The sequence below is a fragment of the Intestinimonas sp. HCP28S3_D6 genome (genome assembly GCF_052065695.1).
Lineage (GTDB): Bacteria > Bacillota > Clostridia > Oscillospirales > Oscillospiraceae > Intestinimonas.
The window spans coordinates 11,620-34,378 of record NZ_JBQHTM010000021.1 but is presented as its reverse complement, the minus strand read 5'-3'; the positions used below and the strand labels follow the sequence as shown (position 1 = coordinate 34,378).

The 22,759-nt window shown below is 46.9% G+C and carries 26 protein-coding genes and 2 pseudogenes; 21 read left to right on the top strand and 7 right to left on the bottom strand.

Going from position 1 to position 22,759, the window contains the following annotated elements; all coding sequences use genetic code 11:
* Positions 1–283 precede the first annotated feature (283 nt).
* Both ACTNBK_RS08685 and ACTNBK_RS08680 read right to left on the bottom strand, forming a co-directional pair.
* Positions 284–1,102: an RNA polymerase sigma factor gene (locus tag ACTNBK_RS08685; protein ID WP_441135578.1), complete on the bottom strand. Its 819-nt coding sequence runs from the start codon at positions 1,100–1,102 to the stop codon at positions 284–286.
* Positions 1,103–1,523: 421 nt separating this feature from the next.
* A pseudogene (locus ACTNBK_RS08680) lies at positions 1,524–1,867 on the bottom strand (IS110 family transposase); the annotation flags it as partial.
* Positions 1,868–2,328: 461 nt separating this feature from the next.
* On the opposite strand from ACTNBK_RS08680, the gene ACTNBK_RS08675 reads away from it, so the two are divergent.
* From ACTNBK_RS08675 to ACTNBK_RS08650, 6 genes and pseudogenes are all read left to right on the top strand, one after another.
* Complete coding sequence (locus tag ACTNBK_RS08675; RefSeq protein WP_441135577.1) at positions 2,329–2,643, top strand: helix-turn-helix transcriptional regulator; 315 nt, start codon at positions 2,329–2,331, stop codon at positions 2,641–2,643.
* Between the two features lie 146 nt (positions 2,644–2,789).
* Positions 2,790–3,311, top strand: coding sequence for an RNA polymerase sigma factor (locus ACTNBK_RS08670; protein ID WP_320864532.1), 522 nt, complete (start codon positions 2,790–2,792; stop codon positions 3,309–3,311).
* On the top strand, positions 3,308–3,979 hold the full coding sequence (locus ACTNBK_RS08665; protein ID WP_441135576.1) for a DUF4367 domain-containing protein: 672 nt from the start codon (positions 3,308–3,310) through the stop codon (positions 3,977–3,979). Before ACTNBK_RS08670 ends, ACTNBK_RS08665 begins: the two co-directional genes overlap by 4 nt.
* A gap of 84 nt (positions 3,980–4,063) precedes the next feature.
* Positions 4,064–4,417, top strand: a complete 354-nt coding sequence (locus ACTNBK_RS08660; protein WP_320864534.1) for a hypothetical protein — start codon at positions 4,064–4,066, stop codon at positions 4,415–4,417.
* Between the two features lie 403 nt (positions 4,418–4,820).
* A pseudogene (locus tag ACTNBK_RS08655) lies at positions 4,821–5,134 on the top strand (transposase); the annotation flags it as partial.
* Positions 5,115–5,519: a transposase gene (locus tag ACTNBK_RS08650; RefSeq protein WP_320864535.1), complete on the top strand. Its 405-nt coding sequence runs from the start codon at positions 5,115–5,117 to the stop codon at positions 5,517–5,519. The pseudogene ACTNBK_RS08655 and the gene ACTNBK_RS08650, both read left to right, overlap by 20 nt.
* 30 nt (positions 5,520–5,549) lie before the next feature.
* Here ACTNBK_RS08650 and ACTNBK_RS08645 read toward each other — a convergent pair whose 3' ends face one another.
* The 4 genes from ACTNBK_RS08645 to ACTNBK_RS08630 form a co-directional block, all read right to left on the bottom strand.
* Positions 5,550–5,951 carry a hypothetical protein gene (locus tag ACTNBK_RS08645; protein ID WP_441135575.1) on the bottom strand — a complete coding sequence of 134 codons (402 nt, stop codon included), beginning with the start codon at positions 5,949–5,951 and terminating at the stop codon, positions 5,550–5,552.
* A gap of 275 nt (positions 5,952–6,226) precedes the next feature.
* Positions 6,227–6,541, bottom strand: a complete 315-nt coding sequence (locus tag ACTNBK_RS08640; protein ID WP_320864537.1) for a hypothetical protein — start codon at positions 6,539–6,541, stop codon at positions 6,227–6,229.
* A gap of 283 nt (positions 6,542–6,824) precedes the next feature.
* Positions 6,825–7,496, bottom strand: a complete 672-nt coding sequence (locus tag ACTNBK_RS08635; protein ID WP_320864538.1) for a hypothetical protein — start codon at positions 7,494–7,496, stop codon at positions 6,825–6,827.
* Positions 7,497–7,605: 109 nt separating this feature from the next.
* Positions 7,606–8,691, bottom strand: coding sequence for a hypothetical protein (locus tag ACTNBK_RS08630; protein ID WP_320864539.1), 1,086 nt, complete (start codon positions 8,689–8,691; stop codon positions 7,606–7,608).
* A gap of 715 nt (positions 8,692–9,406) precedes the next feature.
* On the opposite strand from ACTNBK_RS08630, the gene ACTNBK_RS08625 reads away from it, so the two are divergent.
* The 8 genes from ACTNBK_RS08625 to tnpB all read left to right on the top strand — a co-directional run bounded on the left by ACTNBK_RS08625 (position 9,407) and on the right by tnpB (position 15,559).
* Positions 9,407–9,847 carry a hypothetical protein gene (locus ACTNBK_RS08625; RefSeq protein WP_320864540.1) on the top strand — a complete coding sequence of 147 codons (441 nt, stop codon included), beginning with the start codon at positions 9,407–9,409 and terminating at the stop codon, positions 9,845–9,847.
* Between the two features lie 74 nt (positions 9,848–9,921).
* A complete protein-coding gene (locus ACTNBK_RS08620) occupies positions 9,922–11,043 on the top strand; it encodes a hypothetical protein (RefSeq protein ID WP_320864541.1) in 1,122 nt (373 codons plus the stop codon).
* Positions 11,040–11,855, top strand: a complete 816-nt coding sequence (locus ACTNBK_RS08615; protein ID WP_441135574.1) for a hypothetical protein — start codon at positions 11,040–11,042, stop codon at positions 11,853–11,855. Before ACTNBK_RS08620 ends, ACTNBK_RS08615 begins: the two co-directional genes overlap by 4 nt.
* A complete protein-coding gene (locus ACTNBK_RS08610; protein ID WP_320864543.1) occupies positions 11,848–12,708 on the top strand; it encodes a hypothetical protein in 861 nt (286 codons plus the stop codon). Before ACTNBK_RS08615 ends, ACTNBK_RS08610 begins: the two co-directional genes overlap by 8 nt.
* Positions 12,705–13,409 (top strand): hypothetical protein, encoded by a 705-nt coding sequence (locus ACTNBK_RS08605; protein ID WP_441135573.1) that lies wholly within the window; start codon positions 12,705–12,707, stop codon positions 13,407–13,409. The genes ACTNBK_RS08610 and ACTNBK_RS08605 overlap by 4 nt, the downstream gene beginning before the upstream one ends.
* Positions 13,410–13,422: 13 nt before the next feature.
* Positions 13,423–14,103, top strand: coding sequence for an ATP-binding cassette domain-containing protein (locus ACTNBK_RS08600; RefSeq protein WP_320864545.1), 681 nt, complete (start codon positions 13,423–13,425; stop codon positions 14,101–14,103).
* Between the two features lie 462 nt (positions 14,104–14,565).
* Positions 14,566–14,781 carry a hypothetical protein gene (locus ACTNBK_RS08595; RefSeq protein ID WP_441135572.1) on the top strand — a complete coding sequence of 72 codons (216 nt, stop codon included), beginning with the start codon at positions 14,566–14,568 and terminating at the stop codon, positions 14,779–14,781.
* A 529-nt stretch (positions 14,782–15,310) separates the two neighbouring features.
* Positions 15,311–15,559 (top strand): IS66 family insertion sequence element accessory protein TnpB, encoded by a 249-nt coding sequence (tnpB, locus tag ACTNBK_RS08590; RefSeq protein WP_414600679.1) that lies wholly within the window; start codon positions 15,311–15,313, stop codon positions 15,557–15,559.
* A 250-nt stretch (positions 15,560–15,809) separates the two neighbouring features.
* Here the strand turns inward: tnpB and ACTNBK_RS08585 are convergent, their stop codons facing one another.
* A complete protein-coding gene (locus ACTNBK_RS08585) occupies positions 15,810–16,175 on the bottom strand; it encodes a hypothetical protein (RefSeq protein ID WP_320864547.1) in 366 nt (121 codons plus the stop codon).
* Between the two features lie 137 nt (positions 16,176–16,312).
* Here ACTNBK_RS08585 and dinB point away from each other — a divergent pair, with 137 nt between their 5' ends.
* From dinB to ACTNBK_RS08550, 7 genes are all read left to right on the top strand, one after another.
* Positions 16,313–17,560 (top strand): DNA polymerase IV, encoded by a 1,248-nt coding sequence (gene dinB / locus ACTNBK_RS08580; RefSeq protein WP_320864548.1) that lies wholly within the window; start codon positions 16,313–16,315, stop codon positions 17,558–17,560.
* 5 nt (positions 17,561–17,565) lie between these two features.
* Complete coding sequence (locus ACTNBK_RS08575) at positions 17,566–17,811, top strand: hypothetical protein (RefSeq protein ID WP_320864549.1); 246 nt, start codon at positions 17,566–17,568, stop codon at positions 17,809–17,811.
* A 61-nt stretch (positions 17,812–17,872) separates the two neighbouring features.
* Positions 17,873–18,640, top strand: a complete 768-nt coding sequence (gene ku, locus ACTNBK_RS08570) for a non-homologous end joining protein Ku (protein WP_320864550.1) — start codon at positions 17,873–17,875, stop codon at positions 18,638–18,640.
* Positions 18,637–19,599, top strand: coding sequence for an ATP-dependent DNA ligase (locus ACTNBK_RS08565; protein ID WP_320864551.1), 963 nt, complete (start codon positions 18,637–18,639; stop codon positions 19,597–19,599). Before ku ends, ACTNBK_RS08565 begins: the two co-directional genes overlap by 4 nt.
* Positions 19,600–20,558: 959 nt before the next feature.
* Entirely contained in the window at positions 20,559–20,759 is a 201-nt protein-coding gene (locus tag ACTNBK_RS08560) for a helix-turn-helix domain-containing protein (protein ID WP_320864554.1), read from the top strand.
* Positions 20,737–21,456: a LytR/AlgR family response regulator transcription factor gene (locus ACTNBK_RS08555; protein WP_320864555.1), complete on the top strand. Its 720-nt coding sequence runs from the start codon at positions 20,737–20,739 to the stop codon at positions 21,454–21,456. The genes ACTNBK_RS08560 and ACTNBK_RS08555 overlap by 23 nt, the downstream gene beginning before the upstream one ends.
* Complete coding sequence (locus ACTNBK_RS08550; RefSeq protein WP_320864556.1) at positions 21,453–22,739, top strand: GHKL domain-containing protein; 1,287 nt, start codon at positions 21,453–21,455, stop codon at positions 22,737–22,739. Before ACTNBK_RS08555 ends, ACTNBK_RS08550 begins: the two co-directional genes overlap by 4 nt.
* Positions 22,740–22,759: the final 20 nt, after the last annotated feature.

Genomic DNA, 22,759 nt, shown 5'->3' with positions numbered 1-22,759 from the left:
ATACCCGTTGCCGGTCATGGCCGCACCGGGTGCTGCCCGGTTTTTACAGGCTGCCGTTACTCGCTCATACGGAACAGGATTGTATGCAAGACCAATTATGATAATCAGGTGGGATCTGCTCATCATGTCCGTATATCATGGCGCGGCCCCTGAATCGGCTTCTGCTCATCGCACTGGCAAGGGGGAAGTTACTAATGAATGAGTATGCGGTTGTCAAGGAACAGGTGAAAGGAGAACACTCGAAAGAATGCCTTTCACCTATCGTCCTGAAACCGCAGGGGTGTCAACCCTGTGCCGCAAAATATTTTTTCAGCTTGTCAATCGCCAGGTTTATGGACTTGGCGACGGCTTGATGGCTTGTCCCTTCCATCCGACCAATCTGCCGGGTAGAAAGTCCCTGAAAAACATGAAGCCGGAACCGCCGCTTCTGAACCTCGGTCAATGCTCCTACTGTAAAAAGCTGCTCCAGGGCTTTCCAGGCATATTTACGGTTTTGTATTTCGACAATCCGTTCTTCCCATTCTTCATCCAAAGGACGGGTAGCGCAATGTTCTGTTTCCTCCAATCCATGAATCGAAACATCCTTACGGGTCTGGGCACTCTCTGCTCGATCCTGCTCATAGTAGATTTGATCGGAAACGGCTTTCAGCTCCGCAAAGTCATTTTCCGTTTTGTCAGGATTCTCCTTCAGATAATCCTCCAGTGTGATTTCTACAATTTCATTATGAAAGCGATAAACAATGTTTTTGCTGTTTTTGTTTATCGCATAGTCGCTTTTGCGATAATTATACAATTTAATTACCTCCGATTTTTTTTGAAAACAAATCGGAGGTGGCGGTCCCCTGATTCTTTGTTCAGGTGGCCTTAATTGAAAACGGCTGACTTTGTATCGAGATACAAAATCAGCCGCTTTCTGAATATGCGCATTGAGAAGTCCAATAGGGTAGGCAATACCGGCAGGCGGGGGGTTGTCCCCACTTGGGGCAAACTCCCGCGCACAAAAACGCTGGCTGACACCTATTGAAATTTGTATATTGAAAACAGTGTGTCGTTGATGTGGACCGAAAAGCAACTCATCAATGCCGCGAATTTTTTGATTCATGGTACCGTTACTCCTTGTCCGCTGATACAGACGGCGCGCAGTGGCTGGCATCATCCCCTTTCTTCTGTCAATATGGCAACTTTACATTGTCGCCTTTGCTGATGATGTATGGATAATCGAAGTTCTAAAAATAGGAGTCATTGGCGGTTTACCCCAAATTTATCAGCAATACAAAGAAAGCGACCCTTATCTATAAGATAAAAGTCGCCAAGTGGATGGAGTACATTATGATTCTGTTTCAAAGTCTCTCATTACTACTATAATTTATTTGTCGGGTAAAGCCTGTCAGCCGGACAGGCTTTATTCGTTCTCATGCCTTAGCTACAATGGAAGGGATAATTGGTCTGACGAGTCACTCCTTGGGCCTTTGCGTCCGAATACGAGACTGTCAGCCATCCTTCCATTGTTTAAGCACCTAATCGATCCAGCGGTCTAACGCATAGTTTACCAGCTTAATGCCATCCTTCTTATCCGTTTTCCGCGACGTAATGTGTTTCCACCGTAGTCATGCACGAGAATGGCATTGACGACGGAAACAAATATCCCCGCCTCATGGAGAGGCTTGGCAACTGGTTCAAAATATTTGCCGGTATACTCCATGATGACCTTTGTTTCACCTTTCAGACTTTTCAGGAATCTTGTCAATTCCTCAAATTCACTGAAGGTGTGATTAACCTCATAGGGCGAGGCCACGACCTCTCTAAAAGGACGCATAATGGCAATCATGCTTTTTCCTTTCGAGACATTAATTCCAACAGCGTTCATGTTCCACCTCCCAATATAGTGCGTAATTGGCAACCATCCATCTGGAACAACTCGAAAATATAGCCTAAACAGTCCTTCATATACACGGCCAGCGCAACATGAAGCTGTGGTGGTCAGCTTTGCTATACCCATTTTTGATTTGCAAAAAGTATTTAATTTTGCATTAGCAGGAAAAATGTATAATCCATTTTTTATAAACGAATAATAAAATTGATTTTGGACACATTATTTACTTCAAGTAAATAGAAAGAAGAACATCTTGTCATCAATTGCGCATTATGCTTTTTTAACATCTTAGCGCTGTCACGAAGTAATGATTCCTTATCAGATAATTACGGGCAATAAACGAAAATAGCTAATTTAATAATGCATAAACGCAAATAATACGATGAATATAACGCAAATAATATTCAATGCTTGGGAAATCTTTCTGATATGCTAGCCACCAGAGAGGTGGACTTATGGACGAAACATTCATCAGAAATCGGATTACTGAATTGCGTTTAAAAAGAGGGATTTCAGAATACCAGCTAAGCTTGGATTTGGGGCAGAATCGAAGTTACATCCAAGCTATTTCCTCTGGTAGAGCATTACCGTCCATGAAGCAGTTTCTGAACATCTGTGAATATTTTGAAATTACACCACTGCAATTTTTTGATACATCCGAAAGTAATCCACAATTGGTTAAAAAGGCATTGGATGGTATCAGGACACTGTCAGATGATGATTTGATTATGTTGCTCGGTCTTATCGCACGGCTAAATCAAGGGAAATGACGGTAGGTGCCCAACTGGCACCTACCGTTTATCTTGCTACATAAGAAATGAATTAAGAATATCTGCAAAAAAACCATGTGGTTTTCTGCTTGTTGAAAGATGGACCTACATGGTACAATAGCAGTGGGTACCAACTGGGGGTGGGTATGTTGATAATCTATCTACAAATGATTGAAACACCAGAAGAGAAGTCGAAATTTGAACGCCTCTATCTGGAGTATCGTGGCCTTATGTATCATGTGGCCTATGAAATTTTACATAATGAACAGGACGCAGAGGATGCTGTGCATCAGGCGTTCGTAAAAATTGCAGAAAACATTAAAAAAATTGATGATCCGGTGTGTCCAAAAACACATGGATATGTCGTTACTATTGTTGAGAACAAAGCAATAGATCAATATCGAAAGCGACAAAAAATTCAAACTGTTGAACTAATTGATGAAATACACAGCTCAAATGTACGTTATGACGGAGAAAATGCTCTAGCTTCGTGTATCTTGGAATTACCGCCCAGATATCGGGAAATGATTCTACTGCGTTACCATCATGGATATAGTGTTAGAGAAATTGCTAATATGATGGAAATATCTTTACCCGCCGCAATCAAACTAGATCAACGAGCAAAAAACAAATTGAGAGAAATATGTAAAAAGGAGGGAATTTTGTGATAAGTGAAGAGATGCTAAAAAGAGCAGCTGCGGAAGCCGATCAGGCAATCAGGGAGTCTCTTCCAGCGCCAGAAGAGTGCAAACATGAGTTTTCTCCATTGTTTCAAAAAAAGATGCACCGCATTTTTCGGAAAGCAAAGCACCCCGTCCTTTACAAGTTGCCTAAACGAGTGGCCTGCTTTATTCTAGTGGCAATTCTTTTCAGCGGCACGTGGTTGACTTTTGATGTTGAGGCACGCGCCGCATTTTTTGCATGGGTGCGTGAACAATATGAAACATTTGTTGAATATAGATTTACGGGACAGTTTCCGACAGAAAATGTGGACAAGCAATATGAGCCTACATGGTTGCCAGAAGGCTTTTCAATGCTTAAAACCCGTGTTGCTTCTGAAAAAACGTACATAGCCTATGAAAACGATTCTGGGGAGCGCATAACTTTTTCTTATTTAAAAGGAAATGATGCTTTAAGTTTGTTTCTTGCCTCAGATTATGAAAAAATATATTCCGTCCAAGTGGGGAATAATTCAGCAGAATTCTATGAAGCTGCTGAAGAATCATCTGCTAATGCACTCGTTTGGATATCAGAAGATGATATATGCTTCTGTATTATTGGGGCATTTCCAGAGGGAACTCTAGTAAAAATGGCTGAGAGTGTTCAAGAAAAATAATTTTAAATATTTTTAAATCCACTGTCCAAAATGACCTCCTTCATTCGTTTATAGGATATAAGCGCATGAAGGAGGTTGTTCTTTTTGAAAAAGATTATTGTTCCTATCTTTTTTGTCTTTCTCATGATTTTTTCTTCTACGGCCTATGCAGCTACACGACGTGTGGCACAAGTTGTCCCATCAATATCTTTTGATGGAACAACTGCTGTCTGTTCGGTGTTCGTAGTAGCTGATAGGTCTTCTGATTCGATTAAAGCTACGATAAAATTATGGCAAGGAACCCAGTGCATAAAGACTTGGGAAGATTCTTCTACTGGCGATCTTGACTTTAGCGGCGAAGTCAAAGTTTCGAGAGGAAAAACCTATAAACTAACTGTGGATACAAACATTTCAGGGAAAAATCTTTCAAGATTTTCGGTTGAAGGAACTTGCAAATAAGACATTCATTGCAATGACTTTTGTGATGTCGGTCCCGGCCTTTGCTGCTTACAAACAGAACATCACGCTCCCTGAAAACCAAGTTTGAAAAACGGCGGGTACTAGCAGCCGCACGGGAGACTATTCCACCGTCTATGCCCGCTGCCACTCTGTTTATCCTTCTTCTGGCCCTGATTTCTTCGGAAAAATTCAGTGCCGTGTGACTAATTCTGGCGGTACTCAAATTTGCGATTCGGCCTACGTTCTGGACGAGGGCAATGATGGCTACACGGAGATTACCATCAAAGAGGGCTATTTGGCCACATCTCCTGTGACTTTTCAATTCAGAGGTAATTCGAGCGCCGCCGCCAGTGCTGTTGTAAGTTACTATGGCCTATGAAATGGCGAATTCACAGAAAGTGAGTGGAATCGAATCAAGGATATGCTGCCGCCAGAACAACCGAAGGAAAGAAAGCGCGGACGCCCGGCAAAATATGATAACCGCACAGCATTAAATGGAATGTTGTGGAAGCCAGATGTGGGGCGCCGTGGAGAGAACTTCCGGAGAGGTGCGGTCCGTGGCAGACAGTATATGCCCGCTTTCGGAAGTGGAGAGATGCAGGGATTTTTGACGCAGTTTTCCAGGCTCTCGCTATAGACGGGGATTTTGAAAATATCTCCATCGACTCTACATCCTGTAAGGTGCATCAAAGTGCCAATGGCGGGAAAAAAACCTGAGAATAAAGCCATTGGTGTGTCCAGAGGCGGCAGAAATACAAAGATTCATACTTTAGTGGATGGTTTAGGCAATCCACTGGCTTTCATGCTCAGTTCCGGCAGTGACCACGATTCTATTCATGCGGTTTCCTTACCCTGCCAAGTCCCAATGGAAGGAAGTAACATTCTTGGTGATAAGGCTTACGGTGCCAAAGCGATCCGTGAGTACATCGTTTCGCGGAACGCCTCCTATACAATCCCGCCGAAGTGTGACGTCATCGATCCGTGGCCTGTGGATTGGCATTTACCTATTTTTCAAACAAGGCCTAGTTATGGAAAATGCGGCTATCATTTTCTAATAACTGGAATCCCGCCTTCTCTTGCTCCGTTTATCCCCAGAACATAATCATAGCACATTTGTTCAAAAAGAACAGGACTACCTTTTCGGTAGCCCTGTCTGTTTACCTAAGCCTTTATTTATCAAGGATATTGCCGTCTGCGTCCAATAGATAAATGGAAAAAATAGTGTCAAGAGATACAGGATTGGAATCGTCATCTTCTGGAGACCAGAACATACAACTCGTATCATATCGCCGCTCTCTAATGCCGTTATCCCATGTTCTTCAAAAGTGGACGCGGGAATGGTAAACTCCTCCAACAAAGCAAATTGGTCATCAATTTCTTCATCAGGAACAACTGGAGAGAGTAAAACTTCATCGGCATCCCAACGAACAACCTCGGCATTAAAAAATGGATTTACATTTTCATCGCTTTGTTGGGGGGAAGAACAAGCGCTTAAAAGCAGAAGGCAAGTAAAAATAAGTGCAAGTCTCTTCATAATAGATCAGGTGGTAATCTTGCTCTCCACATAGAGAGAGATTGTATTCCCCGTAGACTTAATTTTTGCGCTTGAATTCACATAAAGGGTGTAGCCAGTAATGTCATCAGGAGAATAATAAAAGCTGTTGGAGTACGGGGTTTTAGTCTCAGTATAGGTCTCCCCATTCAGAGTTTTAGACCCATAAGCCACCTTGCGGCTGGAAAGAGTTGTACCGCTCACAGTCCAACCACCACTCACACTAATTAACTCGTTGGTGGTTCCCAGTATATCGTTCAGGTAACGGTAGCAGTTGCAACTACATCATCCTTAGTGGTGGTGCCACTGTCGGTTTTATTTGCCCTGGCCACATAGGTCGCCACATAGGTAGTAACACCGGAAGAGCGAGAGGCCGGAATCTCTTTCACGGTCATATCTACATCAATGGCCTGGAGTACATTCCCGTCATCATCAGTAATCGCAGCAACAGCACCATCTAACATAGCGTCCGTATCAACGGCCTTCGGAGCTTCGGCCGCAGCCACCGGAATGGACAGGCACCCCACCAAACAACAAGCAGCCAGAACACTGCTCAAGACTTTCTTTTTCATAAGCTCACTCCGCCTTCAAATAAATCATTAACATACTTCCAATTTATGTTAATGTCAACATTACCCAACCATCATCCACGATGGGAAATTGGTTGTACTTAACAACGAACTGGTCGTAATCATACCCGTAGCCAACAACCCAATGTTCGCTATAGGTTGGAGCAGCATCGAGGTTAGAATGACTGGGTCGCCACCATCAATTTTCCCGGTATAGGTCGAAAAACTTCCGTTGGCTTTAGAGTATGCAGCCAATTCAGAATCAAAGTCCTGTTGCTTCAAATACTCAGTCAATGAACTCGATGCTGTTGGCGATATATGTAATTGTCTCATTGGAGATAGAACTGTCAATTTCAAAAGCGACATAAACGGACTTGTCGCTGTTATAGGAGAGAATACCGTAATTTGTTTTGGGGGCGCTTTCAGAATCGGAGGTAGTAGAAAGGACAGGAGAATAGTACACATCAACTGTGGCGGTTTCCCCCGCATCTGACTCTTTGACGACCGTATAACTGTTTTTGACATCAAACTGATAGTCATTCCCCAGAGCGATTTGATTGTAAATAGCCATCAACTCACCTTCGGTTCCTTCGTCCAACTCAAAGGTGTTGTAGCCGACAGCGCCGACACAATTCTCTTCTTCGTCATAGATACCGATACGGGACCAGACACCGCTATACAAATAGGTTTCTGCCTGGGGATCAAATTCACCAACGGACCACCCATCGGGGAGAGCAACTTGAATATTGAACGGCGTTACTTCAAAGATGGCTTTGTTAAAATCGGTTTTTTCGGCGTCGCTTTCAGGAAAAGTCATTTGTTGTAGAGTATACCCATCACCATCAGGCAAATCAGAGGAAGACTGGGGAGACGGATTAGCCTGCGTACAGGCGCTGAGCATCAGAAGAACTATGCCTAACGATACCGATAAGCCCATAAGTGGGCGCCATTTTTTCATAAAGATATGCCTCCTTATACAGAATTGATCTTCTTCTGTCCAAGCACCCTTGCTTGGACAGAAGAAGACAGGATTAGAAGTATAGTATGCGGATGAACATAGGTCCTAATCAGCTGTTGGTAATCTGAACGGTACCTACGTTGGGATTGTTATAGCTGGAATTATCGTAGTAATAATGCAGGATCTCTTTCCAGTCATATCCGAGGGATGTGGCAAGATAGTTGGAACCGTTCTGACGAAGTTGCCCGGTACCTTTGCCAGTCGAATTAGAACTGCCAGCAAAAAAGGCTGCGTAAAACAGCTTACCACCGGTACCAGAACTACTAACCATACGCCAACCATCCAAATCGCTTACAGCATCTCGGACAGTCTGGGTATTTGCGTTGGTGGTATTGAGCTTACTGCGGTAGTTGACATCGCCGTTCTTAATGTCGCAACCATAAGACTGACGATATTCTGCCTCAACAGCCCACCAGCCGCACATCTTGACTGCCATGATATTGGCTTTCAGAGCATCGGTATCATAACCCATGTTGCCAATCTCATTACAGGTCGCGTTTACAACAAACTCTTCAAAGCTCTCATTCTTATGCACAGTACCTTTTTCGTCCATCACGTTAATCGTGCTGGGCTCGGAACCACAGTCACAGAAGCCATAACCCTTACGAGGGGTAATGTTAGAAAGCGCAGTCACACCATTGAGTTCGCTGGGGCAACCAAGTAGGGTACCGACGTGCCAGCCATCATTGTCTTTGACAAGGATGACCAGATGGCTACTGGTACCATTGGAGAAGTAACCGTTATCCTCATTTACGGTAGTAGCCATATCGACCTTATAACACTCATAAGTGGACTCGTCGGCGAAATATTCCATGAGCTCCGGGTAAACCTTGGGAGCGTAGCTGTTGTCCACCTTCTCAACAGAGAGCACATCAACCGAATTGACAGTAAGAATACCAGTATTATTTTCCAGGTTGCTATCATTAGAAACGAATGCCTGATAGTCACTCTGGACGGAGGGGGCATAGAAGGACACCCAATCATTCCAATCCCCGGAGTTGATGCTCTCCAGGTAGTTGGTGATAAGGGCTTCGTTGGAACTCGTATCAGTATCCACCGCCAAAGCGCTGACCGAAAGGGACATAGCGATAGCCAAAGACATCACCACAGAAAGAATCTTATTGAGCTTTTTCATACTGCACCTCAGAAATTTGTTGTGTCAGTCGGCATCTTTTCAAAATCTATACCGTAGTTAGACTATATGTTCAGATAAGAAAGATGACTCGGCTAAAATTTGTCCTTCCGTTTTAAGTTTAGGATTAAAAGATCAGATTTACCCCCCTTTTTTGTGTATTCTGGATATAACCAGAATTTGCATATCTCTGAAGTTTTGAAGTAGAGATATGCTTTTTCATTGATTCTGACTTTAGCTGTGAGACGACAGGTGTTTCTCTTTGTGGCGTTGTCCTTATCCGCAGGTAGATCTCCACTTACAATAACAATAACAGAATATCCTGTCGTAGTTACATCAAAGGAGAGAGGGGCCAGACAGACGCACAGCAGGTAGTTACTTTATTATGACAAGATAGGCAACAGAACAGCAAATACCAAAGCCAAAGTCAGAAAATGTTTCCGAATAAAACCACCTCCTCCTTTGTCATACATAATAACGATGGAAGAAAGCAATTTTGGACACGCTAAAAAAATTTTGTAAAATCATCTTGCATAATGTCAAAAAAATTATTTTGAGCACTGTCCAAAATGACATTGCATATTCGTATATAGAGATGAACGCGTTCAAGATAAACATAAGTAATTACTTTTACAAGGAGGTGATTCCAATGTGGTTGGAATACTGTCCTTAGACAAATTGGAGCACTCGTATTCTTAATAAAAGGGAGGAATAAAGTATGAAAAAGCTGAAGATTTTGTTCTCCATGATCTGCGCCATTGCCATTATTTCTTCGCTGTGCGTTCCGGCTTTTGCGTATAGCGACGGCGACCGCGAAGTTCTGTACTATAACTTCAACATTGGTACCGATGAACTGGTCGGCTGCTCCTCGTCCAGCATGAAGCGTCTCTACAACCGCGAATGGGTCGTATCGGTGAGTAGCCGCTCCAATAACCGTTACGCCATCACCTATGGAATGCTTGACAACAACGCGACCGAGTGGGACAATGCGCTCGTGAGCAACACGACCTCGCGTTCCGGGACCGGGAACTTCGGTTCCACCTATCCTAGTTCTTCGTCCATCGGTTCTCGCCTTTACCTCGGTGCCCTCATCAATTTCAACGATGTCAACCGTGGCGTCAAGACAAGTGGCCAATGGAGTACGGATGCGGCTAAGTAATTTCCAATAATGCAATGGGTGATGGGAAGTGCACGGCAATTCCCATCACTCCTTGTTGCTTTATGGTGGTATATATGAAAAAAACAAGAATGATCTGGACCGGCACACTCCTTTGTCTTCTATTACTCACAGCCTGCCAGCCAGCCCCAGGCGAACCTGCAAACTCTGATACCGACAGCACTGCGGACACCTCTGTCTCACAGTCCGGCAATCCAGTTGAGGATGGCACAAATGTAGGAAACGATATAGCCTCCATTTCAGATGCAAATATGGAACTGGTGCGCAGCGTGAATGGAACCGCGATAGAAGAAACCATAACTACGGCTGATGGAAAGCAGATTCTTCTCAATGCTCAGGTAAATACCGAAAGTGTCGAAACTATTCAGCAGTATCAATATGAGGTGCTTCCTGTTACGGACGAACTGCGTGAAACACTATTCACTACATTTTTCGGTGCGCGCGCTTCTGAGGCCATTTATGACCAGCGCAACGATGTCTGGGAACTTCACAACTCTGAAGCAATCGGTGACTATTATCTCTATGAGCACACCATTGCTATGGCTGGGGAGAGCGTACCTGGAGAAGAAATCTTTACATTGGGATACCGGGATGTAAACCTATATCCCTTTGAAGATAACCTGTTGTCCTCCTCTGCGGAATGCGGTGTATCTATCCCTCTGGAGGATGTAATTTCTTTGTGCGGTACCATTACAGACGCCATTACTCCCCAAAACAGCTATACCGCAGACACCGTGCTGCCTTACGGCAACCAAGGGCGGCGGCCTTATTATAAGATTTTCTTCCGACGCACCGCAGACGGAATGCCCATCATAGGTTACAATGACCTTTATTTTTTGGTGGATAGTAATGGTATCCAAACAATCAGCGGTGCCCTTTACGGGCTGACGGCACAGCCGCTTTCCTCTGAACTTCTCTCCCTTGAGGATGCGGTCGCATCTCTGCGGGAAAACACCAGTCTTATTGATTTCTATGGTGAAGATACCCTTTCTGTCGGCGCCATTTCTTTAGAATATATTGTAACGCTGACAGAAACACAGGAGGCGGTTGCCATTCCTGCCTGGCGTTTTCAAATCGGAACGAATGATAACTCCTTGATGATCAACCGCAGGCGAGTTCTGGCAGTAAATGCTGTTACCGGGGAACTGATACAAGGAGAGCGAGGGATGTCCTTTTGAGTAAATCTTTGCGATTTCGGCTTCGAGCCGCCATCTTTTCCTGGCCGATGCTGGCCAGCATCATTGTAGGAGTATTTCTGCTTCTATGGAATCAGATTTACTACTGGATTCTATACTGTATCTCGTATGAACCGATTCCCCTGAGCGCCATGTGCACGACTTTTCTTGATTCCATTTTCCGGGCAAATGACCTGGGCGGTTTTGGCATATTTGCTACGATTCTGGCTGTCCTGCCTGCGTCCACTCTATTCTGTGAAGATTACAACAGTGGTTATTGCAAAGCAATTTTAAGTCGGGTGGAGCGGAGACGCTATCTTCAGGAGACCTTGCTCTGTTCCGGTATTTCCGGCGGGTTGGCTGTTTTTCTTCCCACTCTGCTCAGCGACATAGTGTGGATCATAAATGGGAAGCCAAACACTGGGGAACAGATGGGGATCAACTATTTCACTGTGTTCGATGAAACCGTGTACCGGGAACTGCAGTTTGTCTGGAACGGCCTTTTTCTGGTGTTGATCCTGCTCCTGCTGGCCTTTTTGTTCGGCGCATCCTGGTCTGTGATTGGGCTGTGTATCTCTGCGCTCATCCCAAACCGCTATATTACCTTGGCCACTCCTTTTGCGCTGTTCTTCGGCGCACATCTGATCCTCTACCGACTGGGAGAACCGCTGTTGTTCAGCCCTGCCAATGTTCTGATGCCAGCTACGGACTTCATTCCATTCCCAGCTTTCCCACTGTTGTACCAACTTGGAATGTTGGCATTGGCTTCCGCTTTGTGCTGGAAGCTGCTTGAAAGGAGACTGCGGGATGTTTAAGATCTGTGCACATCAATTTCGCCAAGCCTTTCTTTCACCGCGGCTGTACCTGGCACTGATTTTGGGCTGTGCCATTCAAATCATCAGCGTGTTTCCTCTGTTGGATTTTTCAAAAGCCATGGGTGAACCTCTTGGAATTTTTGAGGCATTCATTTATTTCAACACCGATACCTATACAGCGACCTGCGCCTTTCTGGGTGCTGTTCTGATGGTGTCTGATATACCATTTTCCAGCCAGAACGAAACATACACCCTTCTGCGAGTGTCCCGCAAGACCTGGGTTGCCGGAAAAGTCCTTTATTTGCTCGGTATTAGCGCAGTATATTATCTTGTGCTGTTTATCGCTGGCGCGTTGTTCATTTCAGAAAACGCTTTTTCCGCCAATGTCTGGAGCTTGCCTCTCACTGCTATTGTGCAGAATCGGGCACCTGAGCTGGCCTGGGAATATCAGGTTTCCTTTCCATACAGGCATCTGATGACGCTGACGCCAGTAATAGCCTTCGTATTAAGTTACCTGCTGAGCGTGTGCTATGTCTTTGTAATGAGCCTCATAATCTTCTGGCTTAATTTGCGCATCTCTAAGGTACTAAGCTACCTTGCTGCCGTACTGGTTCATGTGGCAGGGTACATTTTCACAATCGGTTTTTTGACTGATTCTTACCGAAAGTTTTCTCTGCTGGCGAACAGCTTGCTCATGTATCACAATGTCAGCGGCTCAGAGGCAGAAAACGCATACCTGACACTACCTCAATCGTTCCTGGTTTATGCGGCCACTGCTGTGGTTCTGTTTTTTTTGATTCTACATGCGATCCCTAGTTATGATTTCCGTATTACAGTGGGGACAAAGCAATGAAAGGACGCCTATTTACACGGGTTTTTGACCGTCATACCCTTACCTGCTATCTCGCTGCAATAGCCCTTATGCTGTTCCTTGTTGATGGCCATCGCTCCCCGCTGTCATTCTTCCTGGGTTTTTCTGCCCAGGACGGTGCCGGTGGGCTGGACATATTGAAAGCTATGGAATGGAATCTTTGTGTTCTGCCACCCATCTCGGCAAGCCTTCTTTTCCTGATGCCGGAACTTGGAACACTAAGTACCTATACCGTCTTGCGTTCCAAGAACATACGCCGTTGGTGGCTGATGCGGCTGGCTCCTGTGGTCGTGATCAATTATGTATTCTTCCTCTTTGCACTGGTCCTGCTGTCCCTGGTTCCTGGATCATATCTGTTGTCGACGGAATGGAGTGTGGCCATAGTGCTGTTCCCGTTGCACACAACACTTCTCTCTATCCTCTGTGCTGGAGGGATGATTCTGTTTGCCAGCCGAGCAGCAATCATCCTTTATCTTCTGATAGAGTGTGGTCTGTTAGTGGTAGGAACGGCTTACCCACCAGTCAGCCTATTTCTTCCACCCTACTGGGGTATGGCAAAGGCAATGGGCAACAACTTCAGTTCTGCGGTGGCAGTCAGCCTGTTTCTGTTGGTAGCGGTGAACCTTGGCATCCTATACTGGCTTAGCAAACATAATCCAGCAGCAAATCCACAAAGTAAGTAATTGGAGGAATTTTATGGAATCAATTATTGAAGTACAGGATGTTACAAAATCCTTTAAGGGAACCACTGTACTCCACAAAATCAACGTGTCCTTTGAGAAAGGCAAGATTCATGGGATCATTGGGCGAAATGGCTCCGGAAAAACAGTGCTGATTAAAACGATCTGCGGCCTGATCCACCCGGATCAAGGGAAGGTGGTTGTGGATGGAAAAGTTATTGGGAAAGATGTGGATTTTCCAGAAAGCATTGGTGCCATCATTGAAGCTCCCGGATTTCTTCCATCGGTCAGCGCCTACCGAAACCTATCTTATCTGGCCTCGCTGAGAGGATGCATTGGGAGAGACAAGATTCGTGCCGCAATATCCTTTGTTGGGCTCAACCCGGATGACAAAAAAGCGGTGGGAAAATACTCCCTTGGTATGAAACAGCGTCTGGGGCTAGCACAGGCCATTATGGAAGATCCAGACATCTTGCTGTTGGATGAACCAATGAATGGTTTGGATAATAGTGGTGTCTCTGAAATGCGAAACTATCTATTACAGCTCCGGGAAAAAGGAAAGACTATTTTGCTGATTTCTCATAGCCTAGAAGACATCAACACCCTTTGCGATACAGTTCATGAAATGGATCATGGCGTCTTAACCGAGAAAGAACACATTTCTTCCGAGTGTCTCGACCATAATCTTAAGAATTGAGTCATAAAACCTGCATTTTTTCGATCTCTACACCACTTTTTTCTTCATCCGTAAGTATCTGTTCACCTGTACGGTTCAAGGGGGTACAAAAATGGACTGCCCCCCAGTCCACATACGAATCGGGCGGCAATTCTGCCGCCCGATTTCTGTTTCAAAGCCATCTGCAAAGGAGTAGAGAAGTGCAGTCGGCAAAAGGACGGACTGCTCCCCAGGTGTGGAATCAGGGCCGTCGATAAGGTAAGATGTCGCGGTCGGGCTGAGTTGTCACTCGCAAGACGGCGGGAGATGACATAGGCCGCCGGACAACGCTGCCGGCGGACGGCGTGTTTTGTCACCGCCGAGCTGTTTTGCGGCCGGGTCATTTTGCCGCATAAAAGAAGGGAGAGGCCGGAGCCACTCCCTTCGTCCAGTATTCAAGATACCTCGCCTTCAAGCACGACCTGCACCATGCGGTCATCAATAATGGCCCGCCGGTTTGAGCGGCTCTGCTTTGACAACGGCCCCCAGTACCGCACACACTGGATGAAGCGGGCCTGCGGTCTGCTGGGCATCCGTCTGATCTACGCAAAGCCCAGAAATCCACAGGGCAAAGGCAAGCAGGAGCGAGTTTCGGTGTACCCGCTGGAACCGCTGGGAGCCATAGCCCTTGTCGTTGTAGATCTTCATCATGAAGGATGAGTACCCCGCGCGGCTGAGCGCATCCTGTAAGGTCGTCCGCTTCAAGAAACCGGGAGCGGCCTTTCCTTCCAGCTCTCAGGATTTGAATAATGGTAGGGATGCTCCTGCTGGGTAATTCTCGCCTGAGCTGAATGGCCTCGTCCAGCAAATCTTGGGGGATTTTGAAACAGTTGTGTGCCCCCTTGCTTTGCGGTTTGAGGGCTTCAAACCCACCGCTCAGATACCGTTCCAGGGTCCTTTGGGAAATTTGGCTGCGCCCACAGATCTCCTGCCGGAGCTGCGCCACCTGGCCGCCGTCCATGTTCTGGGACAGCAGGGAGCAATCATGGACATACGCTCCTCGGCAATCTCCGTGGCGAGCTTCTTGTCCTTCATTTCCGCTACAAGGTAGATGCTGCTCCTACTTTCTGTAAAATATGCCACTTGGCAAGGCGTTAGCCTCAACCAAGTGGCACATCATCAACTGGTCTTATCCCTTTTTTGCGTTTGTTTTCCATTTCCTTTGTCCCCTTCCTTTCCATTATAACGAATGCTTTTTTGTCCATCAATTCGGGAAAGGGGGCAGTTTGAACTGGACCCATTCACCAATACGCTGTTTCTGTCTTGTGGGCGGAAGCGAGACCGGATTAAGGGACTATACTGGGAACGGGATGGATTCATCCTGCTCTACAAGAGGCCGGAGCAGGGCACATACCAGTGGCGTATATCGGAATGTATATTCCCGTTCCTAATGTGGCAGAAAAGAAATACTCCAATAATACCCTCCTTCCCAAAGTAACACATTCCTAATTTGCTTCTTTGTCATCCCGACACTTTCAAGTTAGGCAAATTCATGTTTTCGAGTATTAACGACCATTGTGTTAATGAAATTCATAACTTCAATCAGCAAAAATACGGCGGATAGTCCTGTGGCTAAAACCCTGGAAGTCAGCAAGTATCCTTCCTATTTCTTTCTGTTTTTCGTACCGTGACTGAATATCAATGCCCGATGATGAGGCAGTAATTGTTTGAAGGTTTGCCATGAACCCTTAGTCGTAACTGCTGTCAACGGTATCGAAAGCTATACGAAATATTTTAGTTTCCTCCGACAATATCTTTAATGCATGTTGGCTGATATATAAATCGGGATCTGTGCCTCTCTCGTTTCCTCGTCCACTTTGAAAATCACCGTCCAAGAAACCATTTACCACCGTAAAGGTATGCTCACCATGTTCACCAATAACAGTAATTGCTTGTCCGGGCACATCCGTTGTGGTTCGTGGCGAACCGGAGCCTGCGCCGTTGGCCGTATCTCCCCAGGCTTCCAAGCCTGTTCCCCATACCGGCGCTCCACTTCCCGCACAATCTGAAAAATCTCCGCGTATTGCTCCATGGTGAACTGATAGCGTCCGCACATAAAACCACCTCCCGTCTGAAATAGTATAACACATCCGTCTGATAAAACTTCCAGACACAGGTATAATCCAGCCAACATTTCCCACTTGAAAGAAGAGAACGGTTGTTCTATTCTTTCTGAAGAGGAGGTGCCGTGATGGTACGCCATATTCTTCATTGCGATATGAACGCCTTTTATGCATCTGTGGAGTGCCAACGGCACCCGGAGCTGCGGAATCAGCCGGTGGCGGTCTGTGGCAGTCAGGAGGCACGGCATGGGATCGTGCTGACGGCCAACTATATTGCCAAACCTCGTGGAGTCAAGACTGGCATGGCCATCTGGCAGGCGTTGCAGTGTTGTCCTGACCTTGTAGTATTGCCCCCGGATATGGGTGAGTATATCCGCATCAGCAAATTGGCACGGGAAATCTATGAGGACTACACCGATCAGGTGGAGCCTTTCGGCTTGGACGAAAGCTGGCTGGATGTGACGGGCAGCGTGGGGCTGTACGGCTCGCCCATGACCATTGCGCGGGAAATCAGCAGGCGGATCAAGTTTGAACTGGGCATCACCGCCAGCATTGGAGTCTCAGACAATAAGGTCACTGCCAAGCTGGGCAGCGACTATAAAAAGCCGGACGCCATTACCCGTATTCGACGGGACAATTATCATGAGATCGTCTACCCTTTGCCGGTGGAGGATCTGCTCTATGTGGGACCGGCCACAAGCCGGAAGCTACGTGCCATTGGCATCAGCACAATAGGCCGGCTGGCGGAGGCCCCGTTGGACTGCCTGACCCACCGGTTGGGTAAGATGGGCGCCATTCTGCATATGTTCGCAAACGGGCGGGATGTTTCGCCCGTCCAGAAATCTGACCATGTGCCAAACGTGAAATCCGTGGGCAATAGCGCCACCACGCCTCGGGATCTGGTCTGCGACGCCGATGTTCACTTGATGCTGCTTTTGCTGGCGGAGAGCGTAGCCGCCCGGATGCGGGAGCTGGTTTCCCGCTGTACGGTGGTGGAGGTTTATGTCCGGGACAAGGATCTCCACTCGTTCTCCCGTCAACGAAAGCTACGGACGCCTACCTGCTCCAGCGCCGAGATCGCACAGACTGCCTTTGAACTGTTTCGGGCAAGCTACCGTTGGGAGAAGCCAGTGCGAAGCCTTGGGGTGCGGGGCGCCGGTCTGGTGGAGGCCGATGCCGGTGTGCAGTTGTCCCTCTATCAGAGCGATATCAAGCGGGACAAGTGGGAACGCATTGACAAGGCCGTGGATGATCTCCGGCAGCGGTACGGCTATATGAGCGTCCAGCGGGCATTAATGCTGACCGATCCGCAGCTGGGTGCCATCAATCCCAAGGACAGCCACACGGTACACCCGGTGGGATACTTCGGAGGGTGATCAACATGGATGCTCGGGAAAAACGATATGTGCCGGTAGTCGTGCGCTTTGACACGACCGGGAAAATGCGCCCGGTGCTGATTGAGTTTGATGAAGAACACAAATACACGGTGGACAAGATTCTGGATGTGCGCCGGGCCGCCTGTCAGAGCGTTGGCGGTGTGGGTTACCGCTATACCTGTCGCATTCAAGGCAAGGAAACTTATCTATGGTTTGAAAAAGGCTGCTGGTTTGTAGAGGCGAAGAAATAGAATCTTGAAATATTCTGCTGTACGCTGCGAATACTAAGAAAAAAGGAGAGGAGGCAGTGCTATGGCAGTATCACATAGAGGGGCGATTTCTTTTGGCATGGTGCATATCCCCGTAGGCCTTTACACAGCCACCCAAGACAACGATATTCACTTTAACCAGCTCTGCAAAGAGGACGGCAGCCGGGTTAAGTATAAGAAGGTCTGTGCTAATTGCGGGAAAGAAGTTCAGGCATCAGATATTATCAAGGGCTTTGAATATGAACCCGGCAAATATGTCACCATGACGGACGATGATTTTGAAAAAGCCAAGACGGAGAAAGACAAGACGATCCATATCCTTCATTTTACCGATCTTCACGCCATCCGGCCTGTCTATTACGATAAGACCTATCATACCATCCCCGAGCAGGGCGGAGATAAAGCATATGAACTACTGCGCCGGGCCATGATGGAAGAGGGCAAAATTGCTATCGCAAAAACAGTCATGGGCACCAGGGAAAAGCTGCTGGCCCTGATTCCCACTGAGGATGGCATCCTGGTGGAAACTTTGTTTTTTGCGGATGAAGTCAAAGAGGCTCCGAAAGAGATCAGCCACCCAGAGGTCAGTGAGGTGGAACTGACGATGGCGAAAACTCTGGTAGACGCCATGGTACAGGAATTTCAACCACAGGCATACAAGGATGAATATCAGGCCCGTCTGTGGGAGATCATCAATCAGAAGATCCAGGGCAAGGAGATCACGGTGCCCCAGGAGAGTGGGCAGGTTACAGTCATTGACATTATGGAGGCACTGAAGCAAAGCCTTGCAAATGTGGGCAGTGCGTCATGAGAGACCTGTTTGTGGTCAAAAATCTCAAGCCCATGCTGATCGGCGCGGAGAGCGGTCCTTTTGATGACCATGGCTTTATTTACGAATTGAAGTTGGATGGCGAGCGGTGTGTGGCCTATCTGGATCCACGGATAGGGACAGATCTTCGGAATAAGCGAAATATGAAGATGCTTCCCAAGGTGCCGGAACTGGCAGACCTCCACCAAAATGTGAGCCGACGTTGTATTCTGGATGGAGAACTGGCAGTGATTTCTGAGGGGCGCCCGGACTTCTTTGCCATCCAGCGCCGCAGCATGATGACAAATCCATTGAAGATTCAATTGGCTGCCCAACAGCAGCCCGCGTGCTTTGTGGCTTTTGATCTCTTATATCTGGACGACCATCTGACCACGAACCTGCCGCTCATGGAGCGCAAAGCACTATTGCAGAATGTGGTAATCCAGGATAATGCCCGGTTTGCCGTCTCCCGTTTTATTGAGCATGGCGGTGTTGCCTTTTATAAACTCGCCAAAGCGCAAAAGCTGGAGGGTATTGTTGCTAAGCGCCGGGAGAGCCGTTACTTCTTTGACAAGCGCACCAGGGACTGGATCAAGATCAAATACCTTCAGGATGAAGATTTTGTGGTGTGCGGCTATATCCAAAAAGAAAAGCATATGATCAGCATTGTCCTGGGACAGTATCGGGATGGGCAGCTCATCTACAAAGGCCATGTGACTCTCGGCGTAGGCGGTGAAAATTTTCGCCGTATCCGGGAACAGCCCACTTTGCCTGCGCCACCCTTTACCGTACCTTCCGGCAACGAGCAAGCAGTATGGATAGAGCCGTGTCTCGTCTGTACTGTGCAGTATATGATGAAAACAGAGAGCGGCGGTCTGCGGCAGCCGGTATTTAAGGGGCTTCGGCCCGATAAAGCTCCGTCGGAATGTACGGAGAAATTAGAATCCGGGGTAGATTCCTAAACAGGTATCTGCCCCTTTTCTTATTGAACATTAAGTCCAAAACAGAAATATATCCAATGGAGAAATCCGCCTGTCTTATACCGAATTTTATATACTGTAACAGCCATGAGCAAAACTCGAAAAACATAGTAGTATCAATGGATTCCGGGCATGGCTTAAAACCGGAATCACTCCAAAAGATATAGAAAGCAGCCAGCGCCAAGTGGTAAAATGAAGTTATCACAGCGAAAGGGGCTGGCCGCAATCTACCGACAGGAAATCATTCAGGATGTAACGCTGTTCACATCCCAAAGTGCCGCAGCATTTTACAATAAACTCTTCAGCAGCCTGGATTTCACGCTGCCCAGAGCGGCGACTGGGCGGCGGGGCTTCCCGAAAGAAGCCATGGTCTGCGCTTTCATCGTGATGAAGTGTGAGGGCTAATCACCGATCTGGTGGATTATCTGGACAACAACCGGCTCATTGCCCATTACTGCGGCTTTAACATCATGGAGCCTCTGCCGTCCCGCATGACGGAAACTCTTATACCTCTTTACCAGCTCGGCTCCCTGCCGCGCTTGGCCTTTGCGCTCTTTTTTGCTGGTTGCTCTGCAATCTGCTCCTGTTTACCCTCTCCACTTTTTCATTTAGGCCATGTTTTGCTCATCTCTATTTTTGTCTTATTCCAGCATACCACAGACACGGCAGGAATACCAGCGCCGGAATAATTTTCCTACGCATTTAGACCCACTATCCAGAGGGCATTTGATAAATCATTCTGCCACCCCACCGGCCACCACCGAAAAGCCTTGATTTCCGTGGGCTTTTTGCCCTCTAAATGCGTAGACAGGAGGGGCTTTTCGGCTCCCTGTTTTCAGCACATAGTTTGTTGCGCTTCTACACTCTAATAATTCATATTCTGTTCCTTGTATTCTTCGAGGAAATGAAATATAATGGAATAGATTGTCGGAGGTGTGAACATGGATTACATGACGCTCAAAGAGGCAAGCGAAAAATGGGGCGTTTCGTCCCGTCAGATAAATTACTACTGCACCGATGGACGTATCCAAGGTGCCGTGAAAATGGCCGGTGTCTGGCTGATTCCAGCGGATACGCAAAAGCCGGTAGATCGGCGCAGAAAGAAGCGTGGTGATAAATGTGATAAAAATTGCGATATGTGACGATGAAGAAAAGGCCGTTGCCCTGCACGAAAGGATCGTCAAAGTCTGCTTGCAGTCGCAAGGTATCGGCTATGAAATAACGACCTATACCCAAAGCCGCAATCTGCTTTGCGACATAACCGATGATGGCTTTTTCTATGACCTGATTTTGCTGGATATAGAAATGCCGGGAATTAGCGGTATGGAAATTCCACAGCAGATCAAGAACTTTCTGCCCAATGTCAGAATTATCTTTGTAACCTCACACACGGAATATGCGATTGACGCCTTTGAACTATCCATCTTTCGCTATGTACCGAAAAACAATCTGGAAGTAAAGCTGACTGCCGCCGTGACCGATGCCGCCAAACTGATTGAATTGGAGGCCGGTCAGGAGTACACAATCCAGACGACAAACCGCATGGAGAAGATACCCTATAAAGATATTTTCTATATCCAGCGGGACGGAAAAAACGCCAGCATCGTGTCCAGTGCCGGGACTGCAAAGGTAAGAAAGAGTTTGCAGCAGGTGTTTGACGAGCTGAGCACCCCGGAGTTTATCTTTATTGACCGTGGCTGCATTGTCAATATCATTCAGATTATGAAAATCAGCGACGGGATGGCGGTACTAAAGAATGGCGAACAGTTGCCCATCAGTCGTTCCCACTTACAGGAGGTAAAGCAGAAAATCAATCAGTTTTGGGGGGCGCATATATGATGGAATGGATTCAGATGATTTCCTACTTTCTTACCAATGAGCTGCGCCTATTTTTAGGGCTTTTCCTTGCTGCAAAGGTGATGGACTTCCTGCCGAAAAGAAAGATACTGCTTTTTTCTGCTGCTGGCGGTGTTCTAGTTACGGCTCTACAAATAGCAGGATTTCCGACTATTGGTGTTTTGACCGCCGAATTACTGGTGATAACTGCGGGCACATGGTATTACCTGCGGGACAAGTTGAACCTTTGTCTGTTCCTGATTTTCTTTTATGAAGTCGGCGTAGGGCTATGGGACTTCCTGCTGCAAGCGGGTTTGGGTATCATGTTCCGTTCGGAAAATTTTATCAATCCAAATGCTCTGGAATACCTTGCGGGTATTTGGCTGGTACGCCTTTTGATGTTAAGTGGTGCAATCACGCTGATAAAGCAAGACCACCAAAACGCAGGGACGCTTCGGGCTTTGTCTATCCTCGTCATTCTGGGAATGTTTGGTGCCGTAACACTGTCGGAGCAGACAATCCTACCGCTGAACGAAGATCAGGTAGGCACATGGATTATTCTTTCTATAATATTGCTGTTTGCAATCTTGTTCTATCGTGTCAACCAGCAGCGCGAAATGGAGGCGGAGATTGCAAAACTAAAACAGGAGCAGGCGGAAATTGTAGAGCGCGATTATCAGGCGCTGCGCCGTACTTATGCGGACAATGCAAAACTGTATCACGACCTGCACAATCATATTGAGGCCATTTATCAGTGCCTTACACAAGGCGATACCCAGGAGGCCGTGCGGTATTGCGAGGACTTGCGAACCCCTGTCCGGGAAATTTCGCAAACGGTCTGGACAGGCGACAAAGCCGTTGACTACCTAATCAGCAGCAAAATGGCATTGGCCGAGCAGAAGCAGATCAAAACAAAGGTCAATATCGAATATCCCCACAATACCAATATCCGCAGCGTTGACCTGACAACCATTTTAGGAAACCTGCTGGACAACGCTTTGGAGGCAGCCAAAACAGCTCCGGATCGCCTGCGCTTTCTCAATCTGACGATCCGGCGGATCAATGCCATGCTCATTATCAAAGTGGAAAACGGTTATGGCAACACTCCCACAGAGGAAAACGGGAAGCTGCTGACTTCTAAAACGGACAAAGCCTTTCACGGCTGGGGGCTGAAAAGCGTACAAACAGCGGCCGATCGCTACGATGGAACCATCAGCACCGATTACAAAGGCGGTGTATTTCAGTCTATTGTCACCTTGTCCTTCCAGCCGGTCAAAACAGCATAATCCTTGTTTCGACAAATGGC

What these genes read in the sequence shown, in the direction of transcription:
- ACTNBK_RS08685 (WP_441135578.1), bottom strand. Translation starts at nt 1,102, where the DNA reads ATGAATCAAAAAATTCGCGGCATTGATGAGTTGCTTTTCGGTCCACAT.
- ACTNBK_RS08675 (WP_441135577.1), top strand. Translation starts at nt 2,329, where the DNA reads ATGGACGAAACATTCATCAGAAATCGGATTACTGAATTGCGTTTAAAA.
- ACTNBK_RS08670 (WP_320864532.1), top strand. Translation starts at nt 2,790, where the DNA reads ATGTTGATAATCTATCTACAAATGATTGAAACACCAGAAGAGAAGTCG.
- ACTNBK_RS08650 (WP_320864535.1), top strand. Translation starts at nt 5,115, where the DNA reads ATGGCGGGAAAAAAACCTGAGAATAAAGCCATTGGTGTGTCCAGAGGC.
- ACTNBK_RS08645 (WP_441135575.1), bottom strand. Translation starts at nt 5,951, where the DNA reads ATGAAGAGACTTGCACTTATTTTTACTTGCCTTCTGCTTTTAAGCGCT.
- ACTNBK_RS08640 (WP_320864537.1), bottom strand. Translation starts at nt 6,541, where the DNA reads ATGAAAAAGAAAGTCTTGAGCAGTGTTCTGGCTGCTTGTTGTTTGGTG.
- ACTNBK_RS08635 (WP_320864538.1), bottom strand. Translation starts at nt 7,496, where the DNA reads ATGAAAAAATGGCGCCCACTTATGGGCTTATCGGTATCGTTAGGCATA.
- ACTNBK_RS08630 (WP_320864539.1), bottom strand. Translation starts at nt 8,691, where the DNA reads ATGAAAAAGCTCAATAAGATTCTTTCTGTGGTGATGTCTTTGGCTATC.
- ACTNBK_RS08625 (WP_320864540.1), top strand. Translation starts at nt 9,407, where the DNA reads ATGAAAAAGCTGAAGATTTTGTTCTCCATGATCTGCGCCATTGCCATT.
- ACTNBK_RS08620 (WP_320864541.1), top strand. Translation starts at nt 9,922, where the DNA reads ATGAAAAAAACAAGAATGATCTGGACCGGCACACTCCTTTGTCTTCTA.
- ACTNBK_RS08610 (WP_320864543.1), top strand. Translation starts at nt 11,848, where the DNA reads ATGTTTAAGATCTGTGCACATCAATTTCGCCAAGCCTTTCTTTCACCG.
- ACTNBK_RS08605 (WP_441135573.1), top strand. Translation starts at nt 12,705, where the DNA reads ATGAAAGGACGCCTATTTACACGGGTTTTTGACCGTCATACCCTTACC.
- ACTNBK_RS08600 (WP_320864545.1), top strand. Translation starts at nt 13,423, where the DNA reads ATGGAATCAATTATTGAAGTACAGGATGTTACAAAATCCTTTAAGGGA.
- ACTNBK_RS08595 (WP_441135572.1), top strand. Translation starts at nt 14,566, where the DNA reads ATGGCCCGCCGGTTTGAGCGGCTCTGCTTTGACAACGGCCCCCAGTAC.
- tnpB (WP_414600679.1), top strand. Translation starts at nt 15,311, where the DNA reads ATGCTTTTTTGTCCATCAATTCGGGAAAGGGGGCAGTTTGAACTGGAC.
- dinB (WP_320864548.1), top strand. Translation starts at nt 16,313, where the DNA reads ATGGTACGCCATATTCTTCATTGCGATATGAACGCCTTTTATGCATCT.
- ACTNBK_RS08575 (WP_320864549.1), top strand. Translation starts at nt 17,566, where the DNA reads ATGGATGCTCGGGAAAAACGATATGTGCCGGTAGTCGTGCGCTTTGAC.
- ku (WP_320864550.1), top strand. Translation starts at nt 17,873, where the DNA reads ATGGCAGTATCACATAGAGGGGCGATTTCTTTTGGCATGGTGCATATC.
- ACTNBK_RS08565 (WP_320864551.1), top strand. Translation starts at nt 18,637, where the DNA reads ATGAGAGACCTGTTTGTGGTCAAAAATCTCAAGCCCATGCTGATCGGC.
- ACTNBK_RS08560 (WP_320864554.1), top strand. Translation starts at nt 20,559, where the DNA reads ATGGATTACATGACGCTCAAAGAGGCAAGCGAAAAATGGGGCGTTTCG.
- ACTNBK_RS08550 (WP_320864556.1), top strand. Translation starts at nt 21,453, where the DNA reads ATGATGGAATGGATTCAGATGATTTCCTACTTTCTTACCAATGAGCTG.